This window comes from Flavobacterium sp. 21.1 (assembly GCF_057801535.1).
In genome coordinates this window covers 41247-55757 of sequence record NZ_JBYNXA010000005.1, presented here as the reverse complement: position 1 = coordinate 55757, position 14511 = coordinate 41247, and the positions used below count along the sequence as shown (strand labels likewise).

Sequence of the window (14511 nt, the reverse complement as noted above, 5' to 3'; positions counted from 1 at the left end):
CGACACAAAAAATGCGCATTTCGTGTAACAAAACCACTGCTCCGTCGTCTTGTGATTTTGCTGCTTATTTTCGACAGCAGAATCATCATCATCATCATCAATCAAAAAACAATTATGAAAAAGTACCTCATCCTGCTTTGCGCACTTGCCTTTTCCTTGCAATCCGAAGCACAAAACAACGCCGCCAATTACCAGTTGGACTTCACAGACCAGCAACAAAACCTTCTTCACGTAAAAGCAAAACTGGACTTAACCCAAGCCAAAAACCGCTTCTTCATGATTACCCACGGATCTGAAAAAAATCCTGAAGGTGAAGCCAAGTTTTTAAAAAACCTAACCGCTAAAAACGAGAAAGGCCAAGTACTGACCATAAAATATTTAGGAGAAGAAACCTGGGAAATACAATCTTCCGTTTATGGAAAATGTACGCTGGAATATGATATTTTATTGCAACACGATTCTGAAAACTGGGATCACTGCGGCGGAATGGACGAAGTGGCTTACCGTGTTCCCGAGGGATTATTCTTTACCGGCTATTCTTTGTTTCTGGCTCCCGAGGTTCCTTCATTAGCGGATATAAAAAATGTGACGGTAGATTTTACACTGCCTAAAAACTGGAAAGCTTCAACACCCTGGAAAAAAAACACGAAAGCAAATAGTTTCACCGTAAATGAAGACATTCGGTTTTTACTGAACAACTGCATGTTCGTCGGGACACACTATGAAAAAGAAATCAAATTGGGCGATTTCGAACTTCTTTTTGCATTAGGGAATTCGATGAAAGAAAACGAAGATCAGTTTATCCAGTTGATGAAACCCATCATCGAGGCAACAACTAATGTCTTTAAAGGTTCTCCCAAGAAAAAATACCTGATTGTCGTTAACGAAAACAGTCGGTTGACTGACGGAAGTGCTTTCCGAACCAGTTTCAGCCAAATCATCAAAGGAAAAGTGAATAAAAACAGCCGCACCAATTGGGGGCATATCATGGCGCACGAAACAATTCATCTATGGAACGGGCATACTTTAATCCCGAAAGAACAGGAAGAATGGATAAAAGAAGGATTTACCGATTACCTAACCAATATTCTGTTAACCCGAACCAAGATTATTGACGAAGCCACTTTCTACAAACGTTTTGAAAATGTAATCACAAAATACAATTTCAGCAGGGATTATCTGCAGAACAAATTAAGTATTCGTGAAGCCGGAAACAACAAAGACCAAAACCGGTATTTAGTTTATGGAGGCGGAGAATTGGTTGGACTGGGATTAGATATTGAAATCCGAAAAGCCACCGGAAACCAAAAAAGCCTTGATGATTTTTTTGCTGTTTTATATGATGAATTTGCAAAAAACAACAAGACCTATGAACTAAGTGACGTAATTGCCGTTACCAACAAACTCACCAATAAAGATCTTCAGTGGTTTTTTGATGACTATGTGACCGGGGTAAAGCGAATCCCAGTTACCGATTATTTAGCCGCGATGGGATTACAAGTTGACGGTTATCTTGAAGAAGTATATATTTCCCCGATTGAAAATCCTAGTGCCGAACAATTGCAGTTTAAAAAAGGCATTCTTGGTTTATAAATTTAAAAGTCCTCTTCGGAGGATTTTTTTATGGATTGAAGTTTATTTATAAAACAAAAAACTACAACTTTTACGGTTGTAGTTTTTTTATTCTTTTGGGCATGGATTGCAAATCCGCGCTATCGGAGTATACTTGCAATTAAAATGGACGCTTACAACTCCAACATTCTAATTCAGTATCTTGACTTATATAAGATTTATCTAACAAAATATCTGAATCACAATGACCGCAAACTGACCAATTATCCTTTAGCCATCCTGAAAGTATTTTCTTTGAATTTATTAGTCGATTTGCTCTAGGATCAGCAACATAGTAAACATTTGTTGGTCTGGTTGAAGAACTTTTATCACCTCCGATCATAAAAATGAAACCTTTATCTATCCAGGATGTAACTCTCGGTCTAACGGCATTGTTAGAAACTTTGTAAATATTGTTAGCTAAATGACTTATCGAAAATATTTCTCGATCAAGTTTTTTCACTTCACTTACAGCGTCTTGACCATAAATTTCCTCACATATTTTTTCCGAAATTTTCAAAGACGCTCTATCTAACACTCGGTTATCTAATTTTGAAACATTTGAATTTATTAAAGTTTGTTCCGCAACCAATTCTTGACAGATTCGGATAACATTTCTTGGCGATCTCCATGCCAATATTGTAACAGCATCATCTGCTGATGTTTCGTTTGGATTTTGAAAAATTGATTCTAGATTTGAAATTTTATTTCCCGAGAAAGCAATCAATCTTTTAGATAACATTTCAACAAGTCTTTCCCTAGACCACACCAAAGAATTAATTGATATTCTATCGGGTCTTCCGGATTCTAAGAGATATTCATAAACTTTATCCCAAAGGAAATATTTAAATGCATAGCCCTTAATCCCATGTGTTTCTAAATCTTTTATAAGAGGCTCAATCAATTTGAAAGCTGCTTGTGAACTATTTGTAGTTAAATGAGTTTCATCAACCTTATCAATTAAAATATAAATGGATTTGAATGAAAGTTTTTGTGCCAATTCGTAAATCAATTCCATTTGATATTTATAGGATTGACTTAGCTTTTTTTCCTCTTGTTTTAATTCAGGTAAATCTAACTCAGGTAAGTCATATTTTTTTAAAACAAAACTCAAAAGCGAATCTAAAACTCCCACATTTTCATTCCAAAATTTTTTGATTTTCTCCGTAACGGATTTGATATCATTTAATACTTCACTAACTTTTGCACCTGAAACTTCTCCCAAGTAATTGTGACAAAGTATACTTAAATTTTTCTTTTCGTCAGTTGAGAAATTATTTATGGTATCCGGATATTCCGCAATCCAAAGAACTAAGTTCAAAAGCGTTTTTTGAATAATATTTTTTAAATGGTAATTTAAAGTTATATCATCTAAATTTTGTGAATTACCTAGTTCAAATCTATCATATGTTATGCACAAAACGGGCTTGTCCCTACTCCAAATTTCTATCATTCGTCTTTGTGCAGTCTTACCACTTCCGCGAGGCGCTAAAACGATATGCGATTTTGGAGAATTGTAGTCTCCTTGTATTGCGTCATAGTAAGGGGGCGGAACAAAATAACTCTCTAAATTTTCTTCTTCATCTGCGTTAGTATAAGCAAATGGATCTTTTGTAAAACCTAAATTTTGATAAATACTCATTTAATCTTAGTGTTTAATAGTTTACGAATATAATCAATTGCAGACAATTTGAAAATAGATGCTATACATTAATTAGTATCTCTAACTACTCATTTTTAAAAAGCATTTGATACGCCACATCTATTTTCCGCTAATCTACAAAAAGTAAGAAAATAAACCAATTTAGAGAGCTTATAATTTGGCGCTATCAATGTGTGACAAAAAAATCAATCCGAAAATTTTGTCACGGATTTCGTGACAAAATTTTTATTTTAAAAAAATTGTCACCATATTTGTGACAAATAAATCTTACAAACAAACTTGTCACAAATGAAACGCTCATCCACAATAAAAAGCTTATTTGGTTTAACGCAGGAGGAAATGGGAATGCTGTTAGGTATCACCAGGGTGCAATGGGCTATGTTTGAAATAGGACAACGTAGTCTCCCACTTGCTGCAATACAACGATTAAATCCTTTGTTATCCAATGTAAAGAAAGGCGAATCGGTTTCCAAGGAAAGCGCAACAATTGTTGAAACAGAGAAAAAGAAAGTACAGGAATGGTTAAAGCAGGAATATAAAACGCTACAATACAAGCAACACCTCTTGGAGCGCAAAATCAGCGCAATGGAAAAAACCCGAACGGAATGTTTTGCAGCATTAGAAACAGTACACTATTTAGAATCCAACCCAGAAACGGAACTCATTCCCGATTTGGCAAGAATGATAAAAACAAGAGCTGTAAACATGCTGAACAAAAACACTTTACATCGTTTACAGGAAATGCAACTGAAAAAGAAAAGTCTGGAAATCTTAAAAAACAGTCTGGAACAAAAAATGAAAGCAAACGAAAACGTCAATGCAAGCAATTCTTCCCTTTAAGGATTAAACACCATTTCATATTGTTTCCCGTTACTCTCAAAAAGAACTTTTGACCAAAACGGATGTGCTCTGTGCATCGTAGGAAACCAATTCCTGTTTTCTCCGGAGACAATGAACAAACCGAAATTATCTCCCAAAACGGAGAAGTTTTCCTTTCGCGGCTGCATTATAAAATAATCGGTTTCGTATTTCTGATTGACAGCGTCGCAGAATTTAAAAACATCCTCCACCACAAAACCAATTTCACTCATTTTAAGAAACGAATTACTGTTGAAATTCTCATCCGAGATATTTTTCAAATCATACCGAACAATGCATTCCAGAATATTTCCGTTGCTATCAAAGAAGTAAAAGGATTTTGCATGCCAATTGGAAAAGTCGATAATTTCATTGGTTTCAAACGGAATCACCTCTGCTCTTTCCCGAATCCATTCCAAGGCCTCAAGCAATCTGTTCTCCGGAATATCGAAGGCGAAATGATAAACGGGTTTTTGAATTTCATCCGACAAATGAAAGCACAACTTTGAGCTTCCTATTTGAAAAAAAAGAAGCTCATCCGTTTTCACAATGACTTCGAAACCTAGCTTTTTCTTATAAAAGAATTCGGTTTCCGAAAGCGAGTTGGTCAACAGATGAACTTCCGATATTTTCATGATTCAATAGTGCTATTTAGCCAAATCAAAACGGTCAAGGTTCATGACTTTATTCCATGCCGAAACAAAATCTTTTACAAATTTCTCTTGAGCGTCTGAACTAGCATATACTTCAGCCAATGATCTCAATTCGGAATTAGAACCAAAGATAAGATCGGCACGGGTTCCTGTCCATTTTACACCGGAACCATTTGCTCCCCCAAACAATTCCTCCTGTTCATCAACGGCTTTCCATGTTGTACCCATGTCGAGCAAATTCACGAAGAAATCGTTGGTAAGTATTTCCGGGCGATTGGTAAACACCCCATTTTTGGAATTATCAAAGTTGGTATTCAACACACGTAAACCACCTACAAGAACCGTCATTTCTGGAGCGGTAAGGGTAAGCAATTGTGCTCTATCTATCAACATTGCTTCCGTTGGAATTGAAAACTTGGATTTGGCATAATTACGGAATCCATCAGCTTTCGGTTCCAATACGGCGAAGGAGGCCACATCGGTTTTATCCTGTGACGCATCCATACGACCGGGAGCAAAAGGAACAGTTATGTTATGACCTGCATTTTTCGCCGCTTTCTCAACTCCGGCACAGCCTGCCAACACAATAAGATCTGCAAGTGATACTTTTTTACCACCTGATTGTGCAGCATTAAAATCTTTTTGGATGCCTTCAAGTGCATTCAGAACTTTTGATAATTGTGTCGGATTGTTTACGGCCCAGGATTTCTGAGGCTCTAAACGGATACGGGCGCCATTAGCACCACCTCGTTTGTCGGAACCACGGAAAGTAGATGCCGAAGCCCAGGCTGTACTCACCAATTGGGAAACCGAAAGACCGGAATCCAATATTTTAGCTTTCAATGACGCAATATCATTTTCATTGATTAACTCATGATCCACCGCCGGAATCGGATCCTGCCAAAGCAATTCTTCTTTTGGAACTTCGGGCCCAAGATAACGGGCAATCGGTCCCATATCACGGTGTGTTAACTTATACCATGCACGGGCAAAGGCATCAGCCAACTGGTCTGGATTTTCATAAAAACGTCTTGAAATTTTTTCATAAATGGGATCAAAACGTAATGTAAGGTCTGTGGTAAGCATAGTTGGCATATGCATTTTGGAAGGATCATGCGCATCCGGGATTGTCTTCGCTCCGCCTTTTGCCACCCATTGAAATGCTCCTGCCGGGCTTTTGGTCAGTTCCCACTCATTATTAAAGAGATTATCGAAGAAGTGATTGCTCCATTTGGTTGGCGTTTGTGTCCAGGTCACTTCTGGTCCTCCCGTGATGGCATCTCCTGCTTTACCGGTTCCGTGTTTACTGGCCCAACCCATTCCCTGCAGTTCGATACCTGCTCCTTCGGGTTCTGCTCCTACCAAAGCCGCATCTCCTGCACCATGCGCTTTACCGAATGTATGTCCGCCAGCAATAAGTGCAACGGTTTCTTCATCATTCATGGCCATGCGGGCAAATGTTTCGCGAATATCGGTAGCTGCAGCAAGCGGGTCCGGATTCCCGTTTGGCCCTTGCGGATTTACATAGATTAACCCCATTTGCACAGCCGCAAGCGGATTTTCAAGATCGCGTACTCCCGAATAGCGTTTATCATCCAGCCATTCCGTTTCAGAACCCCAGTAAACATTTTCTTCGGGTTCCCAGACATCTTCACGTCCGCCCGCAAAACCAAAGGTTTTAAATCCCATGGATTCCAAAGCGACATTTCCGGCAAGAATCATAAGATCCGCCCAGGATATTTTACGACCGTATTTTTGTTTGATTGGCCAAAGCAGTCTGCGCGCCTTGTCAAGATTGGCATTGTCCGGCCAGCTGTTTAAAGGTGCGAAACGCTGTTGCCCGGCTCCCGCTCCTCCTCGGCCATCCCCAATTCTATAAGTACCGGCACTATGCCATGCCATGCGGATAAATAAAGGTCCGTAATGCCCGAAATCGGCGGGCCACCATTCCTGTGAATCGGTCATAAGGTCGTTAAGGTCTTTCTTGACCGCTGCCAGATCCAGGCTATTGAATTCTGCTGCATAATTAAATGCCTCACCCATCGGATTTGAAAGCGATGAATTTTGGCGCAGCATGTTTACTTTTAACTGATTGGGCCACCAATCCTTGTTTTTTGTCCCGATTCCACCCATGTTCTCATTTTGGGTTGTGGCAGAAAACGGACATTTACCTTGGCTATTCGAATTGTTTTCCATTTTTTTATAATGTTATTAGTGATTGATTACTATTTTCATTAACAGAAGTATTATCAAATCAAATTTCTGGGGCCCAGCATTTTATAACTGTTAAATTTAATTAAAATTACCGAATTAACTTATTGTTATTTTATAAATCAAATTGATAATTATTATTTTCTCATAAGAAAATACAATACAATAAAAATGGTACGATGTTTGTTTACCTTTGAACACTAATTCAAATGAGCATGAAAAAAACAGTACTTCTTTTGGCCTTTATTCCATTTTTTGGATGTGCCGAAATGCAACAGGTTATTGAGCAGTTACCGCAAACGCAAGGAACCCTGGGACAAATGGGTATCGGACAAGCTGAAATTTCTTCAGGATTGAAAGAAGCCCTGAATAAAGGGATCGAAAAACAGGTTGTAAAACTTACCGCTGCCGATGGTTTCTACAAAAATGAAATGGTAAAGATCCTTTTACCGGAAGAACTTAAAAAAGTAGACAAAACCCTTCGTGACATCGGTATGAGCAAATTAGCAGATGAAGGATTGAAAGTTATGAACCGCGCTGCCGAAGATGCCGTAAAACAAGCCACTCCGATTTTCGTTGATGCTGTCAAAGGAATGAGTTTTAACGATGCTAAAAATATTTTGATGGGTAATGAACGTTCTGCGACTACTTATTTGCAATCATCAACTTCTACAGCTTTATATGCAAAATTCAATCCTGTGATCAAGCAGTCCTTTGCAAAAGTGGGTGCCGACAAAGTTTGGTCTTCCATTATTACAAAATACAACAGTGTTCCGTTAGTTAAGAAAGTAAACCCTGATTTAACGGATTACACCACCAATAAAGCTATGGAAGGTGTATTTAAAATGATTGCTGTCGAAGAAAAAGACATCCGTACTAACCTGACTGCAAGAAGTACCGATTTACTAAAAAAAGTATTTGCCTTACAAGACAAGAAACAGATCTAAAATTTTAGAAATCAATAAGATACAAATAACAATTTGTTAACACTAACTAAAAAAAAATAGTCGGAACTTTGTAATCAAATAGAGAGTTTCTCATTTGGTTAGGGTTAGTTTAAAAAGAATTCCACGCTTTCGGGCGTGGTTTTTTTATGCTGTTAATTCAGGCGAAGATGTAATTGTTTGAAATACTCAAAAGCTTTAACCAATCTACTCCCATACCAGGAAAACATTTCACCATCTACAAAAACGGTTTTCGCATGATGAGTATGACGCCCTAATTCAAAAGCATGTTCGTCTTTAAAAGGAAACGGTTCCGAAGACAGTAAAACCAGATCCGGATCGCCTTGGATACGCATTTTCTGAATCACGATTTCAGGATATCTTCCTTCATATTTGGGATGATTGTCGTAAATATTTTCGAATTTATTCAGTTTTAGCAATTCATTGATAAAATTATCGCCGCCTGCCACCATATAAGGATTCGCCCAAATAAAGTAAGCCACTTTCTGAACTTCTCTATCTTTCATGAAGTTTTGGAAATCAGCTAAAGCAAAATTAGTTTTGTCAATCCATTTTTGAGCATCGGTACGTTTGTTGAACAACTGTCCGAAATCAGATATCATTTGCAGGTTGTCCTCAATCGTAATGATATTGGTGACCCAAACCGGACAAATGCCTTTTAACGATTCGACAATCTCCAGCGTATTTTCTTCTTTGTTGGCAATGATAATATCAGGCTGCAATTCTTTGATCTTATCGATTTTCACCTGTTTGGTACCGCCTACTATCTTTTTAGTTGATTTAAAATGGAACGGATGGACGCAGAATTTGGTAATCCCAACAATACTATCTTCCAATCCCATATCATATAATAATTCGGTTTGGGACGGAACTAAAGAAACAATTCTTTTGGGTGCAGAATTGAAAATATGTTGGGTTCCGAGTTGATCGATAAGAATTTTGGGATTCGGCATTGCCAGATAAAAATTAATTAAGTTTAAGAATTCGGCACATTTTTAACTATACCGTTCGGATACAATATTGCGAGCAAAACAAAGATCAGCAAAAAATTAAATTCAACTCCATTGCGTCCTCCACCAACGACATACCAACCATCCGGTAAGTGGACCATAAAAATACCCACAATCAAAATGAATATGGTTACGATTGCGGCCGGTTTTATGTATTTATTAAGCAGCAGTAAAATTGCAGCGGCCAAGTGGGATAGTTTAATTGCCCATGCCAATATCAATCCCATCGGAGCGAATCCGACCTCATTCAGATACAGATTGCCAAAATCATTGATACCATTATTGAACATGCCTGGTATACTGTGCATTATCAAAATCACGGCTACCGCAAAACGAAGGAGAAAGGTACTTTTCATTTTTACAATTTAGAAATGAACAGTAACAAATATAACTATTTAAGAATTGCTTCCATTTCCTGTTGCAGTTTCAACGCTTCTTCCCTTGCTTTGTCTGCAAAATCAGTTCCATTCGACGCATAAATAATTCCGCGTGAGGAGTTTATCAACAAACCTACATTGGTGTTCATTCCGTATTTGCAAACCTCAGCCAAACTTCCACCTTGCGCTCCTACGCCCGGAACTAACAGGAAACTGTCGGGAACAATTTTTCTGATTTCGGTAAAATATTCTGCTTTGGTCGCTCCTACCACATACATCAGATTTTTGGAATTTTTCCAGGATTTTGACGTTTCAAGAACTACTTTATACAATTCCTTTCCATCTACATTTTGCGTCTGAAAATCGAAAGCACCTTCATTCGACGTCAAGGCCAACATGATGGTGTGTTTGTCTTCAAAAGCTAAAAACGGCTCGACCGAATCTTTCCCCATATAAGGTGCCACGGTAACCGAATCAAAATTCAGATCTTTGAAAAACGCCCTTGCATACATGGAAGAAGTATTTCCGATATCGCCGCGTTTTGCATCGGCAATCGTGAAGATTTCAGGATATTTTTCGTTGATGTAGTTGATGGTTTTTTCCAATGACTGCCAGCCTGTAATTCCGTAAGCTTCATAAAAAGCAGTGTTCGGTTTGTACGAAACACACAAATCGTGTGTCGCATCGATAATCGCTTTATTGAACTCGAAAATCGGATCTTCTGTCGCCAGTAAATGTTCCGGAATTTTGTTTAAATCGACGTCCAAACCAATACACAGGAATGATTTTTTCGATTGGATTTGTTCTTGTAGTTGTTGTGTAGTCATTTTTTAGTTGCTGAATTGCAAAGTTATAAAGTTGCAAAGTTACAAAGTTACAAAGTTGCGGAGTATTTTTCGGCATGTTTTTATCCCATCCGATTCCAAAAGTTCAAAAAGCTCCCTCCTTAGCCCCGATTGAAGCGGCGCCTTGCAGAGCGTAAAGCGGGAACAAGGATTCCAAAAGAACCCAAGCCATTCGCTCCAAAAAAAAACCATACATCAACAAGTTCAGTATGGCATCTTTTTTCTATTCTCTTTACTCTATTTTCAATTAGAAAACATCGCTTTCTTTCAGTTTTTCCATATTGTTGACCAACTGGAGTTCGTCAATAAATTTTTGGATTTTACCATTCATAACCCCATCCATATCAAAAACATCTAAACCAATTCGGTGATCGGTTACACGTCCTTGCGAATAATTGTAGGTTCTAATTTTTGCGGAACGGTCTCCTGAACTAACTTGCGAAGTACGCTTTACGGCATCTTCCGCCTGCTTTTTCGCCAATTCCTGCTCGTACAAACGGGAACGCAAAACCTCTAACGCCCTGTCTTTATTTTTGTGCTGTGATTTCTGATCCTGACATTGTGCCACCAATCCGGTTGGAATGTGTGTTAAACGTACAGCTGATTTCGTCGTGTTTACCGACTGACCTCCAGGACCTGACGAACAGAAGTAATCGATTCGCACATCATTCATATCAATCTGAACGTCGAATTCTTCCGCTTCAGGAAGCACCATAACAGTCGCCGCAGAAGTGTGAACACGTCCTTGTGTTTCCGTTTGAGGGACACGTTGTACACGGTGAACACCCGCTTCGAATTTCAGGGTACCGTAAACATCTTCACCGGAAACTTCAAAAATAACCTCTTTAAATCCGCCGGACGTTCCTTCGTTCATATCCACTACTGACGTTCTCCATCCTTTAGCTTCGCAGTATTTGGTGTACATACGGAACAGATCACCAGCAAAAATTGATGCCTCATCCCCACCTGTACCCGCACGGATTTCCACCATCACGTTCTTCGCATCTTCCGGATCTTTAGGGATCAACATGAATTTGATTTCCTCTTCCAGTTGCGGTAGACGTTCTTTCGCTTCCTCCAATTGCATTTTGGCCATTTCCACCATTTCGGCATCGGAACCGTCAGCAAGGATTTCCTGCGCTTCTTTTATATTTCCGTCGACATTGATGTATTCCTCACGTTTTTCAACCAAGGCTTTCAAGTCTTTGTATTCTTTGTTTAACTGAACATAACGTTTTTGATCGGCGATAACATCAGGCTGGATGATCAAGTCTGAAATTTCGTCGAAACGCTGCTTCACATATTGCAATCTGTCTAACATAATTCTCTACGCTGTTTTCGGCTGCAAAGTTACAAAAAAAACATGTTTAAAAAACAGCGAAAATCGGCATATATTTTTTTGTATGATATTGGTCAATTTACCTACCTTTAACCCGTTAAAAATCCCGAATGAAAATGAAAAAATTAACTGTTACTTTAGCTGTAATTACACTTGCAGCCTGTAACCAAAGAAAGGAGAGTTCACTGCAAATAGGTGAACCGGAAGAGATTGTAACCAAAACATATGAGGAGCTTGAAAAAGCAGATTGGATTTTGGGCGAATGGGAAAATGCTTCTGCAGAAGGTAATTTAACCGAGACCTGGAAACAGGAAAACGACAGTACTTTTACAGGAGAAAGTTTCTTTATTATGAAGACAGATACTCTTTTTCATGAAAATGTGGTTCTGGAACAAAAGAACGACAGTTTGTTCTACAATGTGACCGTGAAAGGACAGAACAATGACAAACCGGTTGCTTTTTACCTGACGGATGCAAACGCTGCAAAATTGGTTTTCGAAAATCCGAAGCACGATTTCCCGAACAAGATCACTTATAACCTGATCACTGCCGATAGTCTGGTTGCCGAAATTTCCGGAATGAAAGACGGAAAAGAAAGCAAGGAAAGTTATCCGATGAAGAAAAAATAACGCATTTAAACAGAAACCCTCGAACAAATCGAGGGTTTTTTATTTGCAATAATTTGAAAATCAATACGTAATAAAAATATCACAAATTTTATTTAAAATAAGTCTAAATAAATTTTGCGTTTGCATTTCTGACAGATAGTTTTGCGTCAAAATATTATTTTAATTTATTCTAAATAAAAATGAAGAGACTAGCCCTTCCTATTTCCTTGTTGCTCATTGGCTTACAATTGAGTGCTCAGGAAAAAGACCAACAAACCAAAAATGACTCTATTAAGAAACTGGATGAAGTGATCGTAAACGGCAAAATCAACAAATTCAGAAAAGACAAAAGTACCACCGTTTCCAAAATGCCTTTAGCGGATATAGAGAATCCGCAGGTGTACAATGCCATTCCGGCCGAACTTTTGAAGGAACAGGTCGTTACGAATTTCAACGATGCTTTAAAAAATGCTACAGGAGTTACCCGTCTTTGGGAATCAACCGGTCGTGGCGGCGACGGAGCGGAATACTACACCATGCGAGGTTTTGCCGTGCAGCCCACCATGGTTAACGGTTTGCCGGGAATCAATAACGGAAGCATCGATCCGGTTAATGTGGATAATATCGAAGTAATCAAAGGTCCTTCCGGAACTTTATTCGGAAGCAGTTTGATTTCCTATGGTGGTCTGATCAACATTGTCACTAAAAAACCCTACTCGAATTTTGGAGGCGAACTGTCCTATAATGCCGGAAGCTATGGATCGGACCGCATCACTGCGGACGTCAATGCTCCTCTTACTAAGGAAAAAGATGTTTTACTGCGAGTTACGACAGCCTATCAGAAGGAAAACAGTTTTCAGGATGCCGGTTTTGGAAAGTCGTTTTTCATTGCCCCGTCTTTAAATTACATTGTGAATGATCGACTTTCCTTCCTGATCAACACCGAGTTCACAAACCGTGAATCTGCAAATGCGCCGATGCTGTTCCTGAGCCGCTATTCGCCCTTATCGTTCAACTCAATTGATTTATTTGAACAGAATTACAAAAATTCCTTTACTTCAAACGAACTGACCATCAGCAATCCTACTTACAGTCTACAAGGACAAATGCTTTACAAGCTTTCGGACAAATGGACTTCGCAGACGGTTCTATCAAGAAGTTCCAGCACAACAGACGGCTATTACTCTTATTTATGGGATTTGGCCGACGGAAATACTTTTACACGGTACATCTCAAAAAGAAACGGAGAAACCTACACGACCGACATTCAGCAAAATTTCATTGGTGATTTCAAAATTGCAGGCATGAGAAACCGAATGGTGGCCGGATTGGATTATTACAAATCGAATATCATGAACAGCAGTTCCGGATGGGTTGCCAACGGAAACGTAACGCTGGTTGACGGAAACGACACCGGTGATTTAACCCAGGCCGGAGTTGACAATTTACTGATAGGCTCTTTTGAAGGGAACTCTACTGCGGAAAACGAAGTTTACGGCGCTTATGTATCTGATGTATTCAACATTTTACCACAACTTTCCGCGATGGCGAGTTTACGTGTGGATCACTTTAAAGGAAAAACACAATATTGGTCGACTGAGGAAGTTAGCGGACAAACGGCTTTTTCACCAAAATTCGGCTTGGTTTATCAACCCATCAAAGATCAGCTTTCCGTATTTGCGAATTATATGAACGGATTTGTAAATGTCGCTCCGCAGCAGGTCGCAGAAATTGATGGTTCAAATCCTCAGATGAAATCATTCGATCCGGAACACGCGAACCAATATGAATTCGGCGTAAAAACAAATCTGTACAAAAACAAATTGTCCGCCACAGCGAGTTACTACAACATCACAGTTCAAAATCGTTTGATGACGGATCCGAATAACATAAACAATTCAATTCAAGGTGGTGAAGTGGAAAGCCAGGGAATTGAGTTAAGTGTAATCGCCAATCCTTTCGACGGAATGAATATCGTTGCCGGTTTCAGTAACAATAAAAGTGAAGTTACCAAAGACAATCCCGGTGACGGATATTTAGGAATGCGTCCTGAAGAAGCAGGTCCGGAAACATTGGTAAACCTTTGGGCAAGTTATACGCTTCCGACAGGCAAATTAAAAGGTTTAGGATTCGGCTTGGGCGGAAATTACGCCAGCGAGCACAAAACACTTAACCGTTCTAACATTGGAACTTTCGAATTACCGGCTTACACGATTCTGAATTCTTCTTTGTCGTACAATCACAGCAGATTCAACATTATCTTAAAACTGAATAATATGTTCAATGAGAAATATTATTCGGGTTGGTCAACCGTTACGCCGCAGAAAGCACGAAATCTGACAGCAGGATTGACTTATAGATTTTAGTAATC

Annotated in this window: 12 protein-coding genes; 5 read left to right on the top strand and 7 right to left on the bottom strand. The window is 39.0% G+C overall.

Features of this window, described 5'->3' with window-relative positions; translation table 11 throughout:
- Nucleotides 1–114 precede the first annotated feature (114 nt).
- The gene (locus tag AC3E9U_RS12285; RefSeq protein WP_488747210.1) at nucleotides 115–1593 is read left to right on the top strand and encodes a M61 family metallopeptidase; all 1479 of its coding nucleotides are present in this window, start codon (nucleotides 115–117) and stop codon (nucleotides 1591–1593) included.
- Between the two features lie 139 nt (nucleotides 1594–1732).
- On the opposite strand, the gene AC3E9U_RS12280 is transcribed toward AC3E9U_RS12285, so the two are convergent.
- Nucleotides 1733–3253, bottom strand: coding sequence for an anti-phage protein (locus AC3E9U_RS12280; RefSeq protein ID WP_488747209.1), 1521 nt, complete (start codon nucleotides 3251–3253; stop codon nucleotides 1733–1735).
- A gap of 309 nt (nucleotides 3254–3562) precedes the next feature.
- Here AC3E9U_RS12280 and AC3E9U_RS12275 point away from each other — a divergent pair, with 309 nt between their 5' ends.
- Complete coding sequence (locus tag AC3E9U_RS12275; RefSeq protein ID WP_488747208.1) at nucleotides 3563–4114, top strand: hypothetical protein; 552 nt, start codon at nucleotides 3563–3565, stop codon at nucleotides 4112–4114.
- Here AC3E9U_RS12275 and AC3E9U_RS12270 read toward each other — a convergent pair.
- Both AC3E9U_RS12270 and katG read right to left on the bottom strand, forming a co-directional pair.
- Nucleotides 4111–4767 carry a VOC family protein gene (locus AC3E9U_RS12270; protein ID WP_488747207.1) on the bottom strand — a complete coding sequence of 219 codons (657 nt, stop codon included), beginning with the start codon at nucleotides 4765–4767 and terminating at the stop codon, nucleotides 4111–4113. The two genes, AC3E9U_RS12275 and AC3E9U_RS12270, sit on opposite strands and share 4 nt — an antisense overlap.
- A 12-nt stretch (nucleotides 4768–4779) precedes the next feature.
- A complete protein-coding gene (katG, locus tag AC3E9U_RS12265; protein ID WP_488747206.1) occupies nucleotides 4780–6981 on the bottom strand; it encodes a catalase/peroxidase HPI in 2202 nt (733 codons plus the stop codon).
- A gap of 230 nt (nucleotides 6982–7211) precedes the next feature.
- On the opposite strand from katG, the gene AC3E9U_RS12260 reads away from it, so the two are divergent.
- A complete protein-coding gene (locus AC3E9U_RS12260) occupies nucleotides 7212–7943 on the top strand; it encodes a DUF4197 domain-containing protein (protein WP_488747205.1) in 732 nt (243 codons plus the stop codon).
- A gap of 152 nt (nucleotides 7944–8095) precedes the next feature.
- On the opposite strand, the gene AC3E9U_RS12255 is transcribed toward AC3E9U_RS12260, so the two are convergent.
- The 4 genes from AC3E9U_RS12255 to prfA all read right to left on the bottom strand — a co-directional run bounded on the left by AC3E9U_RS12255 (nucleotide 8096) and on the right by prfA (nucleotide 11514).
- Nucleotides 8096–8914 carry an ABC transporter substrate-binding protein gene (locus tag AC3E9U_RS12255; RefSeq protein WP_488747204.1) on the bottom strand — a complete coding sequence of 273 codons (819 nt, stop codon included), beginning with the start codon at nucleotides 8912–8914 and terminating at the stop codon, nucleotides 8096–8098.
- Between the two features lie 23 nt (nucleotides 8915–8937).
- Nucleotides 8938–9327, bottom strand: a complete 390-nt coding sequence (locus AC3E9U_RS12250) for a DoxX family protein (protein WP_488747203.1) — start codon at nucleotides 9325–9327, stop codon at nucleotides 8938–8940.
- Nucleotides 9328–9362: 35 nt separating this feature from the next.
- The gene (gene pyrF, locus AC3E9U_RS12245; protein WP_488747202.1) at nucleotides 9363–10175 is read right to left on the bottom strand and encodes an orotidine-5'-phosphate decarboxylase; all 813 of its coding nucleotides are present in this window, start codon (nucleotides 10173–10175) and stop codon (nucleotides 9363–9365) included.
- 265 nt (nucleotides 10176–10440) lie between these two features.
- Entirely contained in the window at nucleotides 10441–11514 is a 1074-nt protein-coding gene (prfA, locus tag AC3E9U_RS12240; protein ID WP_488747201.1) for a peptide chain release factor 1, read from the bottom strand.
- A 134-nt stretch (nucleotides 11515–11648) separates the two neighbouring features.
- Here prfA and AC3E9U_RS12235 point away from each other — a divergent pair, with 134 nt between their 5' ends.
- Together AC3E9U_RS12235 and AC3E9U_RS12230 are read left to right on the top strand one after the other, a co-directional pair.
- Nucleotides 11649–12161: a DUF6265 family protein gene (locus AC3E9U_RS12235; protein ID WP_488747200.1), complete on the top strand. Its 513-nt coding sequence runs from the start codon at nucleotides 11649–11651 to the stop codon at nucleotides 12159–12161.
- A gap of 179 nt (nucleotides 12162–12340) precedes the next feature.
- On the top strand, nucleotides 12341–14506 hold the full coding sequence (locus tag AC3E9U_RS12230; protein ID WP_488747199.1) for a TonB-dependent siderophore receptor: 2166 nt from the start codon (nucleotides 12341–12343) through the stop codon (nucleotides 14504–14506).
- Nucleotides 14507–14511: the final 5 nt, after the last annotated feature.

What these genes read in the sequence shown, in the direction of transcription:
- AC3E9U_RS12285 (WP_488747210.1), top strand. Translation starts at nt 115, where the DNA reads ATGAAAAAGTACCTCATCCTGCTTTGCGCACTTGCCTTTTCCTTGCAA.
- AC3E9U_RS12280 (WP_488747209.1), bottom strand. Translation starts at nt 3,253, where the DNA reads ATGAGTATTTATCAAAATTTAGGTTTTACAAAAGATCCATTTGCTTAT.
- AC3E9U_RS12275 (WP_488747208.1), top strand. Translation starts at nt 3,563, where the DNA reads ATGAAACGCTCATCCACAATAAAAAGCTTATTTGGTTTAACGCAGGAG.
- AC3E9U_RS12270 (WP_488747207.1), bottom strand. Translation starts at nt 4,767, where the DNA reads ATGAAAATATCGGAAGTTCATCTGTTGACCAACTCGCTTTCGGAAACC.
- katG (WP_488747206.1), bottom strand. Translation starts at nt 6,981, where the DNA reads ATGGAAAACAATTCGAATAGCCAAGGTAAATGTCCGTTTTCTGCCACA.
- AC3E9U_RS12260 (WP_488747205.1), top strand. Translation starts at nt 7,212, where the DNA reads ATGAAAAAAACAGTACTTCTTTTGGCCTTTATTCCATTTTTTGGATGT.
- AC3E9U_RS12255 (WP_488747204.1), bottom strand. Translation starts at nt 8,914, where the DNA reads ATGCCGAATCCCAAAATTCTTATCGATCAACTCGGAACCCAACATATT.
- AC3E9U_RS12250 (WP_488747203.1), bottom strand. Translation starts at nt 9,327, where the DNA reads ATGAAAAGTACCTTTCTCCTTCGTTTTGCGGTAGCCGTGATTTTGATA.
- pyrF (WP_488747202.1), bottom strand. Translation starts at nt 10,175, where the DNA reads ATGACTACACAACAACTACAAGAACAAATCCAATCGAAAAAATCATTC.
- prfA (WP_488747201.1), bottom strand. Translation starts at nt 11,514, where the DNA reads ATGTTAGACAGATTGCAATATGTGAAGCAGCGTTTCGACGAAATTTCA.
- AC3E9U_RS12235 (WP_488747200.1), top strand. Translation starts at nt 11,649, where the DNA reads ATGAAAAAATTAACTGTTACTTTAGCTGTAATTACACTTGCAGCCTGT.
- AC3E9U_RS12230 (WP_488747199.1), top strand. Translation starts at nt 12,341, where the DNA reads ATGAAGAGACTAGCCCTTCCTATTTCCTTGTTGCTCATTGGCTTACAA.